This is a genomic window from Gracilibacillus salitolerans, assembly GCF_009650095.1.
Lineage (GTDB): Bacteria > Bacillota > Bacilli > Bacillales > Amphibacillaceae > Gracilibacillus > Gracilibacillus salitolerans.
This window is the reverse complement of record NZ_CP045915.1, coordinates 1833868-1851569: the sequence shown is the minus strand read 5'-3', so window position 1 is coordinate 1851569 and position 17702 is coordinate 1833868. Positions and strand designations below refer to the sequence as shown.

Here is a 17702-nt window from a genome sequence, read left to right as displayed (position 1 = left end):
CCTTCTATAACGCATTCTTAAATTGTATTTCTTTAATTGCATCACAAACTATTTTTATTTTTTCGTCTTCTAAACCACCATAAAATGGGAGTGTTAAAACTTGGTTAACTTTTTCCCAAGCTATTGGTAAATTTTTTCGTTTTGCTGAATCTAAATCTCTATACCAATGAAATTCACTACACAAAGGATAAAAATATCTTCTAGTAAAAATATTATACGACTTAAGTCCGTAATGAAGCTTATCTCTTGATATACCAAATTCATCTTCATCAATTTCAATTACAAAGTATTGATAGCTGCTTTCTCTCTTCTTTCTATTTGTAATAATACGAATTCCGGGAATTTTTGTAAATTCACCAACATAAGTTTGCCTGATTCTCTCTCTATTTTTTCGTTCTTCTTCTAATACTCTTAAATTCCCTAGACCAATTACTGCTTGAATTTCATTCATTTTTCCATTAAAACCTGATACTTCTACTTTTTCGGGACTAGATAAGCCAAAATTAGTCAACACTCTTAATTTTTCAGCTAAACGATTATCAGGATATACTAATGCCCCTCCTTCGATCGTATTAAATAATTTTGTTGCATGAAAACTAAACATTGTCATGTCTCCAAAATTAGCAAGCGATTCTCCTTTGTATTGTGCACCAAAGGCATGAGCACCATCATAAATTACTTTTAGGTTATATTTATCTGCTATTTGTTGAATTTTTTCAACATTACAAGGATTTCCAAATACATGCACTGCTAAGATAGCAGATGTCTTACCTGTTATCTTTTCTTCAATCTTGTCAGGATTAATGTTCAGAGAATTCTTTTCAACGTCACAAAATACTGGTGTCAAATTGTTCCAGTCCAGTGCCTGAACGGTTGCAGGAAAAGTGAAAGGTGTTGTAATTACTTCTCCCGTTAACTCCAATGCTTTTAGACCTAAAGTAAGAGCCGATGTTCCGTTGTTAAACAAAGATAAATGACCTACTTCTAAATAATTTTTTAATTCTTCTACTAGTAGTTCATGCTTATTTCCAAAATTAGTTAACCATTTACTCTCTAATACTTGCTCAATTTCTTTTGTTACCTCTAAAATATTTGGAGTTAGTGGTTGTGTAACATATATAGGATATTTAAACATTTCCATTTTTATTAACCTTCTCTTTAAAAGTGTTCTGATTTTTTACATACCAATCGATTGTTTTTTTCAACCCTATATTAAAATTATACATAGGTCGCCAACCTAATTTGCTTATTTTAGATGAATCGATGGCATATCTTCTGTCATGGCCTAATCGATCAGTTACATATTCGATTAAATCTAGTGACCCATCCAGTATTTCTATTATGGAAGATACTATGGCAATATTTGATTTTTCATTATTTCCGCCAATATTGTATACTTCTCCGTTAACTCCTTCATGAAGTACTAAATCTATGGCAGTGCAATGGTCATAAACATGAAGCCAATCACGGACGTTTTTGCCATCGCCATAGACTGGAATTTCCTGTTTATTTAAAACCTTCGATATCGTTAATGGAATTAATTTTTCCGCATGTTGATATGGTCCATAATTATTGGAACATCTCGTTATATTTACTGGTAAATCATACGTGCGATAATAAGAATTGACTAAAAGATCAGAAGATGCCTTGCTTGCGCTATAAGGGCTGTTTGGCTGTAATGGGGTTGTTTCTGTAAAAAGATTATCTGAGTTTAATTCCAATTCACCATACACTTCATCCGTAGAAATGTGAACAAATTTCTTTACACCAATATCCTTAGCTGCATCTAAGAGCACTTGTGTCCCTGAAACATTCGTTCTGGTAAAAACTTCGGGATCTTCTATCGAACGGTCAACATGACTTTCTGCTGCAAAATGAATGACACAATCAAATTTCCCCTGTTGAAATAAGGAGTAAATAGCCGATCTATTCACAATGTTTCCTTTAATAAAATGATAATTTTTATGATTTAGAATGTCCTCGTGCTTCGCTAAATCTCCAGCATACGTGAGTGCATCTAAATTATATATTTCATATGCTGGGTATTTTTTGATCATGTAAGAAACAAAGTTACCACCGATAAATCCTGCTCCGCCTGTAATTAAAACTTTCATATTACTATTCCATCCATTTCTAATATATCGAGTAAATACTTTCCATATTCTGTTTTTAGTAGTGGCTGGGCTAAACTTTTTAATTGTTTTTCATCGATATACCCACGTCGATAAGCGATTTCCTCAATACAAGATATGTACAACCCCTGGCGTTTTTGTACTGCTTCTACAAAGTTAGAAGCTTCAAGAAGGGATTCATGCGTACCAGTATCTAACCAAGCTAAACCTCTACCTAAAAGCTGTACCTTTAAATTTTCTTCTTGTTGATACCTTTCGATTATTGAGGTAATCTCCAATTCCCCTCTTTCTGAAGGCTCTACTTTTTTGGCATAATCCACCACTTTACTATCAAAGAAATAAAGACCTGGTATTGCATAATAAGATTTAGGATTAACAGGCTTTTCTTCGACGGACAATACGTTTTTTTGTTCATCAACTTCTACGACTCCATAACTGCTAGGATTTTTAACTAAACATCCAAAGATTAAGCCACCTTCTATCAGATTCGCATGTCTTTGCACAATATTACCAAAATTTGAACCATAAAATATATTATCACCTAACACTAAACAGACTGGTGAATTTCCAATAAAATCCTCTCCAATTATAAATGCTTCAGCTAAACCGTTAGGGTATTCCTGATTTTTATAAATAATATCTATTCCTAGATTCTCACCATCACCTAATAATTCTTTAAAGTAATAAGAATCTCGTGGAGTTGAAATAATTAATATCTCCCTAATACCTGCTAGCATTAATACAGATAAGGGGTAATAAATCATAGGTTTATCGTATATAGGGAGCATTTGTTTAGAAATGGATTTAGTTAAAGGATATAACCTTGTACCAGATCCACCAGCAAGTATTATTCCCTTCATCAAATCACCCCACTGTTTCTTTTTGATAGTTAATTCATTATTTTGTGATAAAAAACTTTTTTAGCTTCTATATTTTTATATACTTCTTGCCTAATATTCTCTTTGTTTAAGTATAACTCTTGTTCTATAGTATCAAATTCTTTCAATTCTTTCTCAGTAATGTTATCTAATTCCGAAATTGAATTTTCAGTTTGATAGTTAAAGAAACTCATTTCGGGATAGCAAATTTTTTCTATACACTTTATTTCTTTTTCAGTTAGCTCATCCAAATACTTATTTTTATTTTGACTTATCACTTTACGAGACAAATTACTCCATGCTATATTTTTGTTTGCATTTATTTTAGTTTCCTCTATCTGATAAAATTTAATCATAGAACTACTGTATTCAATATCCAGTGCTCTGCAAATGTCACGTAAATACATTTCAGGATCTGTGATTAGTTCTTCATATTTCACTAATATACTTCTCTTTTGTTGCTTCAATAAAAAGTGTTCTTTTGCAAATTGTTGCTGGTCTAATTTCCACCTTCTTGCCGCTTGAATGACTCCACCGTGATGAATAGTACTTTTTTTCCAAGACAATGCCATATCTCGGGGGTCTCTAACCTGATAGACGAATTTGGCTCTAGGAAAGAAAGTTAATATATAAGTCATAATTTGATAAATTTGATTTTCTTTTATAAAAATATGTTGTTTTTTATTTTGTAAGGCTTCTGCATTGAAAATATTTTTCAATAATGTTGAAATTTCACCAGGTGGTGCTAAATCGAATAACTCTGTTCTTGTAAATTCCTTTTTCCAAATCGAAAAATTGACTTCAATTAATTGATAAATGTCATTCAACAAATATTCCCAATTCCTAACATTATTTAAGTCCTTGTATCGAAATAGATTTCGTAAAACAGGATTTAAAATGTGTTTTGGTGATGGACCACATACCTTAGGATGAGCGTCAAACATTTTCGTAATAAGATTGCTTCCAGCCCTTTCTGAACACATTAAAAAAAAATACGTCATAAATTTCTCTCCTATTATAATTATTATAATTTAGTACCAAATGCTGTATTCAATACTGTTATTAAATGCTTTGCCCAGTTTAAAGGATGCTTTACATTTGCCTGAGCTTTTTCCTTCATTGTTTTTCCTACACTTTCCCTTGCATTTTCATTTTCATAATAATAAATCATTTTTAGAAGGTATTTATCTTTATCCACCTGATATTCACTACCGATATTATCTGAAATATCAGAAGCGGAAGTATGACTTACTATAGGTAAATACATGTTCATTGCCATTCTTCCTATTCTACCATTTCCCTCACAGAACGGATTTACATATAAATCACATAATTTGAAAATAGATTGTAAATCCTCTTCATATGATCTAAAGATAATTCTTCTACTATTAACCTCATTTACTAATTCTCTTTTTATCAATTTATGGTTTCCATTACCTATTAAAATCCACTTAACATTGCAAAATTTATTTAGAAACGCTTTGATAATGTTTATAAAATCTATATCAATATCCCCATCTAACCTATTTCCAGCAGTTACTATAACGAAATCATTTTTACCAACACCTAAGTCACTTCTTTTATAATCTTTTTTTAATGGTGGTAAAACATTACCGTGAATTACTTTTTTAAAGATTCGATCATTCTGCTTAATATTAAATTTACGCAATTGAGATTCAAATAATCTAACATCATGCTTAGCTGTGTAAATATGCCCATACTTAAAATTAGATGGTTCTGGAGTCATGTTCATTACCACTGTTGGTATCTGTTTACTTAGTTCCCAAGCTCTCAAACTAAAATCTGCCCCCATTAAATAAATCACATCTGGATTAAAATCTATTACTTCTGACACTTCATTTTGTAACGTCTTTTTACGGGTGTCACTTTTATTCGTATACACGACCTCGATTCCCTCTATACCGCTTAAAAATTCATCATGAGTTTGTTTTACCTTATAGGAATTTATTGAAGTATACATATGCGGAAATCCTAGCTCTTCTTTGCAATATATATACATATCATCGACATAGATTTTAATTTCTAAAGAAGGGTCTATTTTTTTCAAATATTTGGTAACAGTTAGCGCTAGCAATGTTGGAGAATGTTTAATATCTAATAATTGACTTGTGATTATTGCAATTTTTTTGACTCGTCCCGTTTTTAATTTTGAGTTGTATTTCATTACTGTTTTAGGATTGTAATAGTTTAATACTCTTTCCAAAATATCCATTCTATCATTAATAACTTCCGGATATATTTCTACACGCTCCTTAGAAACATAAAATAGTGAATTTGTTATCAATGGATAGTGATACTTGATATTTTCCTTATCTTGTTTTATTTCACTAATTATATCTTGTAGTATTATGTCTTTTGTTGCTTCAAGTTTCACTAATATATTATAAAAGCTCATTTTATCAACGAATGCTATTTTGCTTTTCTTTATATATTTTTTGACCATACTATAAAAATTGATTTGTTTATCAGGAGTAAAGGATGAATAAACCTCAATAAGCTTCATTAAAAGATCATAAATAAATGCTTTTCTCTCATCCAAATTAGATATTTCAACAAATAAATGAATCATAAACTCTGGATTTTCTTCTAAAAGTGCAATTAATTTCTTATTTATATTTAGAAATGGTTTAGTATGAGACTCATCCAATTTTATATCTAATCGTTCTTTTATTCCTTTCATGAAAAAAAAGTATTCATTATTTTTATAAACATAGTTCTTTTGAATTATGTTCTTTTGATGTCTGCGCTCTTCAAAGTGTTCTAAACCTTGAAAATAATTATATCTTGCGAATGAAAATAGATAGAACCCAAATCCAGATTCAATGGGAAAATCATTTATATAGATTTTCCCTATAAGCTTTTCTTCGGAAATAGAGTTATCACTATATTCTGATAAGTAGTTCACTATAGGTAGTTGATTCTCATATACTCTAATTGATTCATCACTGTTAACTAAAAATACAAAGTCATCAGCTATTGTATTATAACATCGAAACCAACTTAAAATTAATGGTCTTATATTAGATATCACAATTACTCTCAAAAGATCTTGTTCACTATATTTACTTTTTATTTGATCAATTATAAGCGGAAGTTGATCAACTTGAATTTGTTGTTCATTATCTAAAAACTGTTCTATCACATATCCTTCATCAGAGAAAAAATTATATGTTTCCTGAATTACTACTTCATCTTTAACTAATACATTTGAAATGATTGAAATAACTATTTTTTTCATTAAATCACCTTAGTTGTTTTTTAATCACTCTTCCATTCTATATTTCATCTTTAACTATAAAACTTGGCGTTTTACTAAATGGTAATTTTTGGATTTTTACATTTTTATTTTTAAAATATTCATCAATAGCTTTTGTCTCACCAGGAAAAACACCATAATCATCCAAAATTAAAATCCCTCCTCTTACTAATTTAGGATATAATTCATCTAAAATAATTACTGCAGGTTCATATATGTCTACATCTAAATTCAACAACGATATTTTCAATTCTGGATTATTAATTACATATTGTGGAACCGTGTGCGTAATATCTCCTTCAATTAATTCTATACCATTATTATTTCCTTTACGTTCTAGTATTTGAATTAGTTGATCTTTTGTAATCGATTCATCTCCCGCAGCTCCTACAAACTTTTCCCTGTAACCTTTGTCTTGTTCAAATTCTGTGTCAGGAAATTTATCAAATGTATCAAATCCAATTAATTTTTTGGAAGAATTAGTTTCTAATAATTCTCTAAAAGCTGCAAAACGAGTAAACGATGCACCTTTAAAAACACCTGTTTCAACAAAATGACCGGGTAAATTTACTGTTCTCTTGTAAAGTTCATAATGTGCAATAAACTTACTGATTCTCGTAGAGTCACAAGATAAGTAAAAATTATTTTCATATTCAAATTTTTTATCAAAAGAGGGTAATTTAATCATAATTTTCATTCCTTTAATCCATATATAAATGAAATTTTATTTTATATTATACTGGAGTTATAATTTTATAAGCAGTTAAACTTATTAGTGGCTATTTATTTAAACTTTTCATTAAACTCTCGGCTATAATCCAATCACTAGGTTCATCAATCTCATAATATGTTTCTTCAGCCATCTCCACTGTTCCAATACATCCTGAAATCCTATTTCCAGTCTTAATCAATTCTTTCCTTGATGTAATATAATAGGCGCCATTTTCTATTAGATAACCATCAAAATCTTGTCTTCTTGGCCTTTTATAGATATTATAATTAATAGGAACTGCTCCATCTCCGTAGTCTTCCCAAATAAATCTTTTTTGACGAACTACTGATATCACACTATCAACATTAGTACTTTCAAATAGAATTAAACCTTTACTTATATCATTCTTAGATAACAAGGGAGATGTAGCTTGTGTTAAGACAATATTGTCAAAGTCATATTTCTTTGTGAATTCTAACATTACAGCTTCAGTACTAGCTTGGTCTGTCGAGACTTCAAAAGATCGATCAATAATTGTTACATTATTAAAATTATAGCTATTTATTACATTTTTAATATTTGCACAGTCAGTCGATACTACAACATGGTCTATTTCAGGACACATAGCTGTGGCATTCAAGACCCAATAGACTAAAGGCTCCCCATTAATTTTCTTTATGTTTTTCAACGGTATGGATTTACTACCACCTCTAACTGGAATAAAAGCAATGTTTTTACCCAAATATGGTAACAAATTTATCTCTCCCTGTATTTTAGTTTCTCCCTTTGTACTTTTTCAATATCTAAAATTTCTTCATTCTTAAATTGTAGTGCTTCATGAGTAACATCTAAATTACGTTTTAGCTTACGTAAACCTTCTGGCTCTAAAGACGCAGCATGGTCAGTACCTTTCCATGTTCTATCCAGTGTATAATGACGCTCTATAATAGATGCTCCTAGCGTATACGCAGCTATATCTACAGCAATCCCTAAGTGATGTCCTGAAAACCCAATTTCTTTTACTCTTTTATGGTATTTTTTTTTTAATCGATCTATTTCTAAGAGACATATATCTTCAAAAGGAACTGGATATCCTGAAGTACAACTATAGATCACTAAATCTTTATTTCTACCTTTGTCTTCAAACAACTGAATAACTCTTTCTTCCTCTACATATTTTGTCATCCCAAACGATAAATGAATTTCTCCTGGATAATTGTCAGCTAACCATTCCAACATGGATAAATTATTATTACAAGCTGAAGGAATCTTGATAAGTACAGGATTTAGTGATGCAATTTCTTTGGCAGAGGTTAAATCCCAAACAGAAGTACAATAAATTATTCCTGACTCTTCACACCATTCTTTTAATTGTTTATGTTGTTCCATACTAAATTCGAGAAACTCTCGATGTTCTCCATATGTATTTCCATATGAGTTTGCAGGATTAGGGTGTGCTGCATTATATTGTTCCTTCGTTAATAATTCTTTATTACTTCTTTTCTGAAATTTCACAATATCCACTTTACAAAAAGAAGCAGCAATATTGATAAACTCCTTCGCTAATTCCATATCTCCTTTATGGTTACAACCAACTTCTGCTACTAATCTGGGTATCTTCATATTCATGTTGTACACCAACCTTAATCATCATTTTTTGTTCTAATTACTTCTTTAATTGAAATTTCTAATTTTTCGAGTTCTTCGCTAATAAATGTAAGTGCTGACTCTATTTCAACGATTATATTACCAAAATGCTCACTGACTAAATTAGTTTTCACTTGATAGTCTTTAGCTAATTTTATCTGTCTCGATATTTCGGCCAATTTCTCAAGTTGCACTCTAATCATTGGTGAGATAAAAGTAAGATAAAATTTATTTTTCTTTATTTTTCCAAACACCTTATCAAATTTTTGAAACCTTGCTTCTATTTGATCAGCGTTTACTATTAATGTGCTTTCTATTTGATTGATTTTATTTTTTGCATCATTCAATAACTTGATTAAGTCCTTCTTTTTCTTTTTCAAAGCTTGGATTTTAGTGATCGAGTAATCTAGATCATAATTTGAATTGTACCTAAACCAATTCGGCTCAACTTCTGATTTGGTTAAATCTGCTGAAATAATATCTATTAACCGACGGTAAGTTGTTCCTTTTATGTTAGCTCCACCAACTGTTGTATTATAAACTATTTGATCCGTAACCTTTGTCGTATATCTTTCAAGTTGTTTCCGCATATAATTAAAGGTTTGATTTGTGAATATTTGATTCCCTTCCACGTCTTCTACTTTAATTAATTCTTCGTTATCTATATTAAAATTGCTATGATAATCAATACCAGTTGCATACATTGACTTATTTTGAAATGCGAGATTTTGACCAACTAAAATTATCTTACCAAAGCCTAGCGTAACTAAAAGTTGAAATGTAACAACAGCAATTGACGCAGCATCTAAAACAATTTTGTGATTTTTCAGACCACTTAGCAACTCAGTAGCTACCGTATCCTGACTTGTTATCATATGTAACAACTGACCTGGATAATCTTCAATCGTTTCATGACCAACTGTACTACCAAAAATTAATGGAATATTATCAATTTCTTTGTCTTTTAATTTCTTAAACACAATTTGATTTTGTTCCTTAGGGTCATATGTACAAGCAGCATCAGGATAAATCCCTTCATCAATTAATGAATTAATTGATGAACCAACAGAAAATATATAAGCTAGCCCATTTTCCTTGATATATCTTAAGTTATCAAATTCCTCATTTAAGCTTGGTCCAGCAGCTACAATAATTGCTGGCTTTCCAGCAAATAATAAGTTATTAACATCTTTAAAGATATTCGGTGTTTTTAAAACTTTTGAAAAGTTCTTGATTGCATTGATAGTCCATTGTTTCTGAAAAGAAACATTTGTTATGAGGTGATTTTTTTTATTTTTAAGTATATCAATCATTTTTTCATACAAATCATCTAACTCTGCCTTAAATACTTGCATATACGATGGTAATGCTAATACTTTAATAGAGTTGCCGTGGAGATCCGTTAACTTCGCCAATTCATTATACAATTCGGTCTTATCATGAACAATTGTATTTATTCGATTATTTTTTTCAAATGAATAATTATTTAAGCAATATGCTAATATATCTAAATCAGGTTCATATAAAGTGAAAGTTATTGAAGGAAATGCTTCGATAAATAACTGAATATGATATCCTAATCCTACACCAAATATAATAACGTGTTCTGTATCATTAGATAACTCAAATTGTTCAAAAGTTCGCCTTGCTTCTTTATTCGGATCATACTTACTATGTATATATTTCCACTTCCCCTCGACATTTAACTTCAAGGTTGGTATACCTACTTTAGATGGTTCTATAACAATTTTCTCATCAGCTATTGTAGAAGGTTGATTGAGTTGTTCTAATAATAAGCGGTTTTTAGTACGTAATAAATTTCGATTATTAATTAACATCGTGACGACTTCCTTCTTGATCAATAGTATTTGTAATCAATTTCATTAATGTTTCAAATAAAGCTTTTATTTCATAATGGATAATGTCAGCTATTAAAACAATATCATGATTTTCTAATGCGTCTGCTAATTCTTTTATATTGGCTTGTAATTGATAATAAACTTCTACGTATTGCTCCCAATTATTAGGTCTTTCTACCATTCTATCGACCATAAAAATCATATCTGTTAGCCACTGTATACCATTTGTTAATTGTTTAAAAGTATTCCAAGAATCATCTATAGGGTTACTATAAAATTGGCTAGTTAGATCATCTATTATGACAAAGGAATTTAGCAAATAGTTTTCTGTAGTTAAAAGTGTATCATTAATAAACTCAGCTCTTGTTTTTGCTATTACGTCAATAACTTTAATGTCTTTTATATAATTTTCAATATACAATTCATGATCTGAATAAATGGTTTGATCATCAATGATGAGATGACTAATTATTAATTCTGATCCAATCAATTCATTTATAGCTTGTATAACAGGTGAAACCTCGTTCGTTTGAATGTGAATTAATGACTTCCTGTCATTATTTAAGATTACTTTCATGATGATCCTCCCACTATTTTGAATTACCTATTAATAATATCGGCATTTTAATAGAATTTTTAACCACAAAAAACAAAAAAGGTCCTGGGAATACCATCCAGAACCTTTTTTAAAAAAATAGCTATTAACCTAATAATTGTAATACTGATTGTGGTTGCTGATTCGCTTGAGCTAGCATTGATTGTGATGCTTGAGAAAGAATGTTAGATTTAGTCATCTCCATCATTTCTTTCGCCATATCTACGTCACGAACTCGAGATTCAGCAGCTGATAAGTTCTCAGAAGCATTATCTAAGTTTGCAATAGTGTGTTCAAGACGGTTTTGCATAGCACCTAAGTAAGAACGTCCCTCAGATACTGTTTTGATTTGTGCTTCGATTTCTTCAATTGCTGATTGAGCACCAGAAAATGTAGAAATATCTTCAGCTTGAGCTCCAGATACAACACTTGTCAAATCGACACCTTGAGTTTTGAAGTTGATATTAGTTAATTCAGCTTCATTTGCACCAACTTGGATACTAACAGAACCTGATTGACCAGTAGAACCGTCTAATAAATTTTGTTTGTTGAATTGAGTATTGTCTTTGATTCTTCCTAATTCTTCTCCTAATTCATCAAACTCATTTTGAAGAGCTTGACGGTCTTGATCAACATTAGTATCGTTAGAAGATTGTACTGCTAGTTCACGCATACGTTGAAGGATTGAGTGTGTCTCATCTAATGCACCTTCAGCAGTTTGAATCATAGAAATACCGTCTTGAGAGTTACGGCTTGCTTGATCTAAACCGCGGATTTGAGAACGCATTTTTTCAGAAATTGAAAGACCTGCAGCGTCATCTCCAGCACGGTTGATACGTAGACCTGAAGATAATTTCTCCATTGAAGATTGCATGTTTCCTTGGTTGATTCCTAGTTGACGATGTGTATTCATCGCTGGAATATTATTGTTGATAATCATAAGTAAAGTTCCTCCTTGAGAATTTTAAAATTTCCACATCCTTGTGGTTGTATACTAATTGGTGAGAGCGGCCGCCAATCACCTTAATTAGTTCCTAATACTATTATCGGTCTGTGTAATAGAATGTTTAATACTTTTTACTATTTTTTTTAATTAATTCTAGTAAATTTGTCGAAAGGTTTGCTGCTTGATTATTTTCTTCCTGAATTGCTTGATAAATTTCCTTTCTATGTACTTCTACATCTTTTGGTGCATTAATCCCTAACTTGATCTGATCACCATCTACAGCTATCACTTTCACTTCAATATCATCACCAATTTGTATCGCTTCATTTATTTTTCTCGTTAAAACTAACAAATTAATCCACCTCTTCCTTTGAGGTTTGTTTGAAAATTTCGTCTCTTGTTGTATATTTTTGATTTTTTGTTATATATTGTTTGGCTAGTTTCTTAGTCTGATTAATTACTATTGGAGCATTCAGGTTTGCGGTGCTTGTTACTAATGGATCTTTTACAGTCACGATAGCTAAAACCAATACATCTTTTTCTTCTTTTATCTCTAGTTGTTCAATAGTTAAATCGCCTAATTTAAACTGATAGTCTTTCATAAAAAGAAATGGATCAACAACGATAAATGCTGGATTTACACCTTTTGTGGATTGAAGTACTTGAAACAAACCGCTTTCTTCAAAGCTTAATAACACAAAATTTTTTTCTTCTAAAAACCCCGGTATCCCATGTGGAAAATGGATTATTTCTTCCTCTTTAACTTCTGTTTCTCCAAAATATTTCGTCTTGATTTGCATAATTTCACCCTTCTATACTTCTATTTCGAAGTTATTACCTACAAGTTTTACATTTTCAAAATCAATATCTATCCAATTCTCTTGTTCCAAATAGACATCAACGTCACCACGTTGATAGTGAAATTGGTTTCTCGATTGTTCTACATTAATAATCGGTTTATTGGCATGTGCTTCTATGTTAACTTCTGCAGGCTGATAATCAAACTTTACCGCATCACCAGATGGGATCCAACCGATATTAAATTGTTTCTCCGGCCGTTGGCTATTCTCTTTTGCTACTTGGGCCAGTGGGTTTCCACCGTTCTCAATTTTCATGAGCATATCTCCTTGGCGACGACGCTTTTTGGATCCTTCAACTGCCTTTTGCATCGCTTCATTGGCCATCTTTTTTACTGATTCTTCTGTTGAAAAAATACCAACATCTGCTAGTGCTTTTGATTGATCAATAGTTAGATTTCCTTGCTTTGTCGTAATTTGCAAGTCCGCCTCTGGTTGACTAATTTCCAGTTTAGCAGGTGCTGAATCAATCGACAATTGAGCATCACGGCTTTGCATACCAATCATCGCATGTTGTTGCTGAATCCGTATTTGAGGTAACTGCATTTCCTTTCCCTCCCTTTTAGAAAAAGCCTCACCTTTTTTACAAGGTAAGGCTTGTTTATTAACGTAAGAAATCTAGTAATGTTGGTTGAATAACACGAGAACCAGCACTTAATGCTGCTCGATGAATCGCTTCCTGTGAAGTTAAATTCATAATAACTTTTTCCATATCAGCGTCTTCGTTTTTGGACATCATATCTTTCGCTGTTACAGCTTGTTCTTGCACACGATTTTCAATTAAATCAATTCGATTTTGACGTGCTCCCAAGTCAGCTCTTACATCTACGTTGTTATTAATATGTGTGTCTAATTTTCCAATATACTCTCCAATTGCATCATCACCTTGACGTAGTTCATTCGCAAAATCGGTTAGATCGTTAAATAATTCTTCCGTAAAAACCTCATCCGGTTGTATATTAACTGTAATTTTTGAACCTGAGGAAACTTCAATGTTAACAGTTTCTTGGTTTCCTTCGAAATTCATATTCCCGTTCTCATCTACAGTATAAGGCTTATTTCCACCATCGCCATCTGTTTTTGTTCCGCTAAAGATATATTTATTATTCACTTTCGTATTTGCTATTTCTAATATATGTTCTTTTAATTCATCTACTTCTGAAGCAATGTTGGCACGTTGACCTTCTTCATACGTTCCGTTAGATGCTTGTACTGCTAGTTCACGTAACCGTTCTAAAGCTTTTTGATTCTTATCTAAAGCAGAGTCGGTATTATCCATCCAGTTATGAACTTCACCAATATTCCGCTCAAATTGCTCTATTTGTTTCACCTGAGTTCGATAGTCCATACCTTTCATCGCGACAACTGGGTCATCTGAAGGACGATTAATTTTTTTACCTGTGGATAATTGATCCATATATTTTCCAAGACTGTTGTAACTATTACTTAAGTTACGAAGCATATTCCCACTTAACATTCCTTGAGTTACTCTCATTTATTTTACTTACCTCCCTACTAATCCCATATTGTTGATAATTCTATCTAACATCTCGTCGACTGCTGTCATATTTCGAGCAGCAGCATTATAAGCATGCTGGAACTGAATCAAATTTGACATTTCTTCATCTAGGGATACAGAACTAATTGATTGGCGGTTTTCTTCTACTTGATTTCTTAGAATGCCTGAATTACTACTCATTCTATTTGCTTCTTCTGCTATTACACCCATTTCACCAATTGTTGACTCAAAGAAGCTTTTTAAAGATGTTTTATCACCTAGAGTTGGTTCAAAATCAGTAGTTTCATACTCTTCCGCACGTTTTGTATAAACTTCAGCTAAATCAATCGCATTTTCACCATTACCAGAGACTCCATCTGCCGAATTACTTGCAGCAATATTATCTTTATCATCAAGGATATCATCGTGTACTGCCATCGTAGCTGCTGACACACCATTCGGATCAAAGAAATCAAAACCATTCTCACCATTTAAAGCAAATCCTTGTTGATGGACAGCATTAAATTCGTTTACTAAGTTTTCAACCATTTCATCTAAGTCTGCGAGCATGTTGTTAAACTCACCTGCAACAATAGGATTTCCATCATCGTCAAATTCGTTAGTAACATATCCTACACCTTCCATTAATGCTTTTAATTTACCTTGTACTTCGTAAGAGTGCGCTGAAATCTGTTGATCAGGAGTTATTGAACCATCCATTAAGTCATTAACGACATCCTCGGTATCTCTGTCACGATCAGGTGATGTGAAAAAGAATTGTTCAGCATTGTTATCATCATCAAAACCGACGTAAATATGGTTAACAGCATCATCACTTCCGATCTCAACATCACCGCTACCGTCTACTAAAGTAATGGTGTCTCCACCGTCTATGTCATTTGCATCTGCATTTAACGTAATCGTTGCAATACCTTCTGCAATCGAGCTTGGTTGACCTGAACTTTTTCTGTAATCCACTGATATATCTACATACTCTGATAAGTCATCAATTAATCGATCACGTTCATCATATAAATCATTAGGTACATGTCCATGTGGTTCAATCTCGGATATTTGACGGTTGACACCATTAATTTGGTCAATAAGTGAGTTAACCTCCGTATTATCCACACCAATTTCATTTTTTAAATTACTTCGAACATCCTGTAATGAATTATGAGCATATTGAAAAGCTTCCGTTACTGCGATTCCACGTTGACGCACTACAGATCGTGCACCAGCATCTTCTGGATTTACTGATAAATCTTGTAATGATTCCCAAAACTTATCCATTGTGTTGGATAATCCTTCATCAGTTGGTTCATTCATAATCGCCTCCATTTGACTCATCATTTCAGCTTTTGATTCATAGTAACCAACTTTGTTGTTTTCTTGTCTAAATTGTTTATCTACAAAACTATCTCTTATTCTTTGAATAGACCCTGCTTCAACACCAGCTCCTATTTGTCCGGGAATTTCTGGTCTATTTCTTCCAGGTGCAGGATAGGCATCCGTTTGCGTCATATTCACTCGTTGTCTTGTATAGCCTTCCGTATTGGCATTTGCAATGTTATGGCCAGTTGTATATAACGCTGACTGTTGCGTATGAAGTGCTCGTTTAGCTACTTCTAATCCATTAAAAGTTGATGGCATCTTTGTTCCTCCTACTTACGCTTTTGAATCAAATGCCGAACGTCTCGGTGCTGACGGCTTTGATTGATGCTTGGTATTTCCATAATTCATATTTTTTATCGATGGCTGCATCATGTCTAATGACAGCTGAACAAATTGTAAGGACTGTTGGGTTAATTGTTTATTTAAATCCTCTTGTCGCCGCAATTCTACTAATTGCTCCGCTAATTGTAGTGTAACTTCTTTTAATTGCTGCTGGTCCGCTCCGGTTGTATAGTCTTCAATGATTGTTGATACCGTGACAGCTGTCGGTTCTAGCTTCTGCTCAGTTGCCCAACTTGTTACTGCATCAATTCGTTTTTGTTCGATCTGATTAATTGCTTGTACGTGTTTCTGTTCTTTAATCAGTAACTTTTGCAATACATCTGTGTTACCTTCTTTTAAAACTTCTGTCTTTTGCTTGGAAACGTGCAGTAGACTGTCATGTAACTCAATCAATTTATTTAGATGTTGGATAATAGACTGAACGGACATAAGTGGTCTGCTCCTTTTTCTTACGTTTTATTAGGCTTTCCAGTAGTTTAACAGTTTCTTCGCTGTCTCTTTGTTGTTTACTTGATATTCGCCACTATCTACTTGCTGTTTAATTTCATTCACATAAGTCTGGCGAGAATCCTTTTGTTGCATTTTTAATGCTTTATCTGAGATTTCCAATTGATCCGGTTTCAGTGAATGGGACTTGGATGTTGATTTCTGCTGGATATGTTGCTGTTTTTGATAGGGATTCATATTTGAATGGTTGGGTCCATATATTTTCAAGACCTTTCACCTCTTTCCTTTATTCGTACATACGTATTTATTATCTATATCGGACGATTGTTTGAAATGTTTAATATTCTTTTAGTATATCGATTTGGGGAGGTATTGGGAAGAGGTCTAAAGTTACAGATTAGGTATTAAGTAATATCCATCATGGGTGGAGAATTGAAATGGAGAGCGTTTTATCTTAGGAAGGGGTGCATGTATGTATCTTGGGAACAGGAGTACTTATCTGGTGAAGGGAAGCACTTATCCAAGGAACAGTATCATTTATACCATGAAGAGAAGTAATTATCCAAGGAACAGCATCACTTATCCCATGAAGAGAAGTAATTTTCCAAGGAACAGCATCACTTTTCCAGTAAGGAGAAAAACCTCCTAATTTTGAAGGAGGTTTTAGAATTTACGGCTTCTTGTATAGTAAGTTTGCGCTTTTTGTTTTTCTTCCTGTTCGTTTCTTCGTTTTACTTGTTCGACTTCTTGTTGATGACGTAGGTCTGAAGACAAATCATTTTTACAACGCTCGCAAATTTTCCCGCTGGCAATCGGTTCCCCGCAACGTTCACACGGAAAGCTTAAGTTAGGGAACTGGGAAGAGCGTAGGCGATTGTCTTTAACGAATTGTAATATTATTTCCTCTTTTACCTCTGTTGCTTCGACGATTTCCGGTATAGTTGCTTGTCTATTTTCTCGTTTTTTTAGGAAGTTGTATACAATTTGGAATTGCTTTTCTTTTTCTTTTACACAATCCGGACAGATTGATTTGGTTGTTTTGACAAAGACTTTATCACACCTGGCGCAATTTGCTAATTCTCCCATTGCTAACACCTCTTTCTCTTTATATTGTTTC

The 17702-nt window shown here is 32.4% G+C and carries 19 protein-coding genes; all 19 read right to left on the bottom strand.

Going from position 1 to position 17702, the window contains the following annotated elements; all coding sequences use genetic code 11:
- Positions 1–4: 4 nt before the first annotated feature.
- Positions 5–1141, bottom strand: coding sequence for a DegT/DnrJ/EryC1/StrS family aminotransferase (locus GI584_RS08520; protein ID WP_153790960.1), 1137 nt, complete (start codon positions 1139–1141; stop codon positions 5–7).
- A complete protein-coding gene (gene rfbB / locus GI584_RS08515) occupies positions 1128–2114 on the bottom strand; it encodes a dTDP-glucose 4,6-dehydratase (protein ID WP_153790959.1) in 987 nt (328 codons plus the stop codon). Before rfbB ends, GI584_RS08520 begins: the two co-directional genes overlap by 14 nt.
- Complete coding sequence (rfbA, locus tag GI584_RS08510) at positions 2111–2992, bottom strand: glucose-1-phosphate thymidylyltransferase RfbA (RefSeq protein WP_153790958.1); 882 nt, start codon at positions 2990–2992, stop codon at positions 2111–2113. The genes rfbB and rfbA overlap by 4 nt, the downstream gene beginning before the upstream one ends.
- 29 nt (positions 2993–3021) lie before the next feature.
- Entirely contained in the window at positions 3022–4011 is a 990-nt protein-coding gene (locus GI584_RS08505; protein ID WP_228552372.1) for a sulfotransferase family protein, read from the bottom strand.
- 23 nt (positions 4012–4034) lie between these two features.
- Positions 4035–6269, bottom strand: coding sequence for a glycosyltransferase family protein (locus GI584_RS08500; RefSeq protein ID WP_153790957.1), 2235 nt, complete (start codon positions 6267–6269; stop codon positions 4035–4037).
- Positions 6270–6306: 37 nt separating this feature from the next.
- The gene (locus GI584_RS08495) at positions 6307–6984 is read right to left on the bottom strand and encodes a TylF/MycF/NovP-related O-methyltransferase (RefSeq protein ID WP_228552371.1); all 678 of its coding nucleotides are present in this window, start codon (positions 6982–6984) and stop codon (positions 6307–6309) included.
- 82 nt (positions 6985–7066) lie between these two features.
- Complete coding sequence (locus GI584_RS08490; RefSeq protein ID WP_153790956.1) at positions 7067–7753, bottom strand: acylneuraminate cytidylyltransferase family protein; 687 nt, start codon at positions 7751–7753, stop codon at positions 7067–7069.
- A 2-nt stretch (positions 7754–7755) separates the two neighbouring features.
- Positions 7756–8628, bottom strand: coding sequence for an N-acetylneuraminate synthase family protein (locus tag GI584_RS08485; protein ID WP_228552370.1), 873 nt, complete (start codon positions 8626–8628; stop codon positions 7756–7758).
- 14 nt (positions 8629–8642) lie between these two features.
- Positions 8643–10484, bottom strand: a complete 1842-nt coding sequence (locus GI584_RS08480) for a motility associated factor glycosyltransferase family protein (protein WP_153790955.1) — start codon at positions 10482–10484, stop codon at positions 8643–8645.
- A complete protein-coding gene (locus GI584_RS08475; RefSeq protein ID WP_153790954.1) occupies positions 10474–11082 on the bottom strand; it encodes a DUF8042 domain-containing protein in 609 nt (202 codons plus the stop codon). The genes GI584_RS08480 and GI584_RS08475 overlap by 11 nt, the downstream gene beginning before the upstream one ends.
- Positions 11083–11206: 124 nt before the next feature.
- A complete protein-coding gene (locus GI584_RS08470; protein ID WP_153790953.1) occupies positions 11207–12040 on the bottom strand; it encodes a flagellin N-terminal helical domain-containing protein in 834 nt (277 codons plus the stop codon).
- Positions 12041–12167: 127 nt separating this feature from the next.
- Positions 12168–12398, bottom strand: coding sequence for a carbon storage regulator CsrA (gene csrA / locus GI584_RS08465; RefSeq protein ID WP_100361096.1), 231 nt, complete (start codon positions 12396–12398; stop codon positions 12168–12170).
- Position 12399: 1 nt separating this feature from the next.
- A complete protein-coding gene (gene fliW, locus GI584_RS08460) occupies positions 12400–12846 on the bottom strand; it encodes a flagellar assembly protein FliW (RefSeq protein ID WP_153790952.1) in 447 nt (148 codons plus the stop codon).
- 12 nt (positions 12847–12858) lie between these two features.
- A complete protein-coding gene (locus GI584_RS08455; protein ID WP_153790951.1) occupies positions 12859–13449 on the bottom strand; it encodes a DUF6470 family protein in 591 nt (196 codons plus the stop codon).
- A 58-nt stretch (positions 13450–13507) separates the two neighbouring features.
- Positions 13508–14398, bottom strand: a complete 891-nt coding sequence (flgL, locus tag GI584_RS08450; RefSeq protein ID WP_100361099.1) for a flagellar hook-associated protein FlgL — start codon at positions 14396–14398, stop codon at positions 13508–13510.
- 9 nt (positions 14399–14407) lie between these two features.
- The gene (gene flgK / locus GI584_RS08445; protein WP_153790950.1) at positions 14408–16054 is read right to left on the bottom strand and encodes a flagellar hook-associated protein FlgK; all 1647 of its coding nucleotides are present in this window, start codon (positions 16052–16054) and stop codon (positions 14408–14410) included.
- 15 nt (positions 16055–16069) lie between these two features.
- Complete coding sequence (locus GI584_RS08440; RefSeq protein WP_153790949.1) at positions 16070–16567, bottom strand: flagellar protein FlgN; 498 nt, start codon at positions 16565–16567, stop codon at positions 16070–16072.
- Positions 16568–16597: 30 nt separating this feature from the next.
- Entirely contained in the window at positions 16598–16852 is a 255-nt protein-coding gene (gene flgM / locus GI584_RS08435) for a flagellar biosynthesis anti-sigma factor FlgM (RefSeq protein WP_100361102.1), read from the bottom strand.
- A 396-nt stretch (positions 16853–17248) separates the two neighbouring features.
- Positions 17249–17671, bottom strand: a complete 423-nt coding sequence (locus tag GI584_RS08430; RefSeq protein WP_153790948.1) for a TIGR03826 family flagellar region protein — start codon at positions 17669–17671, stop codon at positions 17249–17251.
- Between the last annotated feature and the right edge of the window lie 31 nt (positions 17672–17702).

Coding starts and splice junctions, on each gene's coding strand:
- GI584_RS08475 (WP_153790954.1), bottom strand. CDS start 11,082: ATGAAAGTAATCTTAAATAATGACAGGAAGTCATTAATTCACATTCAA.
- GI584_RS08495 (WP_228552371.1), bottom strand. CDS start 6,984: ATGAAAATTATGATTAAATTACCCTCTTTTGATAAAAAATTTGAATAT.
- GI584_RS08430 (WP_153790948.1), bottom strand. CDS start 17,671: ATGGGAGAATTAGCAAATTGCGCCAGGTGTGATAAAGTCTTTGTCAAA.
- fliW (WP_153790952.1), bottom strand. CDS start 12,846: ATGCAAATCAAGACGAAATATTTTGGAGAAACAGAAGTTAAAGAGGAA.
- GI584_RS08440 (WP_153790949.1), bottom strand. CDS start 16,567: ATGTCCGTTCAGTCTATTATCCAACATCTAAATAAATTGATTGAGTTA.
- flgL (WP_100361099.1), bottom strand. CDS start 14,398: ATGAGAGTAACTCAAGGAATGTTAAGTGGGAATATGCTTCGTAACTTA.
- GI584_RS08500 (WP_153790957.1), bottom strand. CDS start 6,269: ATGAAAAAAATAGTTATTTCAATCATTTCAAATGTATTAGTTAAAGAT.
- GI584_RS08470 (WP_153790953.1), bottom strand. CDS start 12,040: ATGATTATCAACAATAATATTCCAGCGATGAATACACATCGTCAACTA.
- GI584_RS08505 (WP_228552372.1), bottom strand. CDS start 4,011: ATGACGTATTTTTTTTTAATGTGTTCAGAAAGGGCTGGAAGCAATCTT.
- GI584_RS08485 (WP_228552370.1), bottom strand. CDS start 8,628: ATGAATATGAAGATACCCAGATTAGTAGCAGAAGTTGGTTGTAACCAT.
- GI584_RS08520 (WP_153790960.1), bottom strand. CDS start 1,141: ATGGAAATGTTTAAATATCCTATATATGTTACACAACCACTAACTCCA.
- rfbB (WP_153790959.1), bottom strand. CDS start 2,114: ATGAAAGTTTTAATTACAGGCGGAGCAGGATTTATCGGTGGTAACTTT.
- GI584_RS08455 (WP_153790951.1), bottom strand. CDS start 13,449: ATGCAGTTACCTCAAATACGGATTCAGCAACAACATGCGATGATTGGT.
- flgK (WP_153790950.1), bottom strand. CDS start 16,054: ATGCCATCAACTTTTAATGGATTAGAAGTAGCTAAACGAGCACTTCAT.
- rfbA (WP_153790958.1), bottom strand. CDS start 2,992: ATGAAGGGAATAATACTTGCTGGTGGATCTGGTACAAGGTTATATCCT.
- GI584_RS08480 (WP_153790955.1), bottom strand. CDS start 10,484: ATGTTAATTAATAATCGAAATTTATTACGTACTAAAAACCGCTTATTA.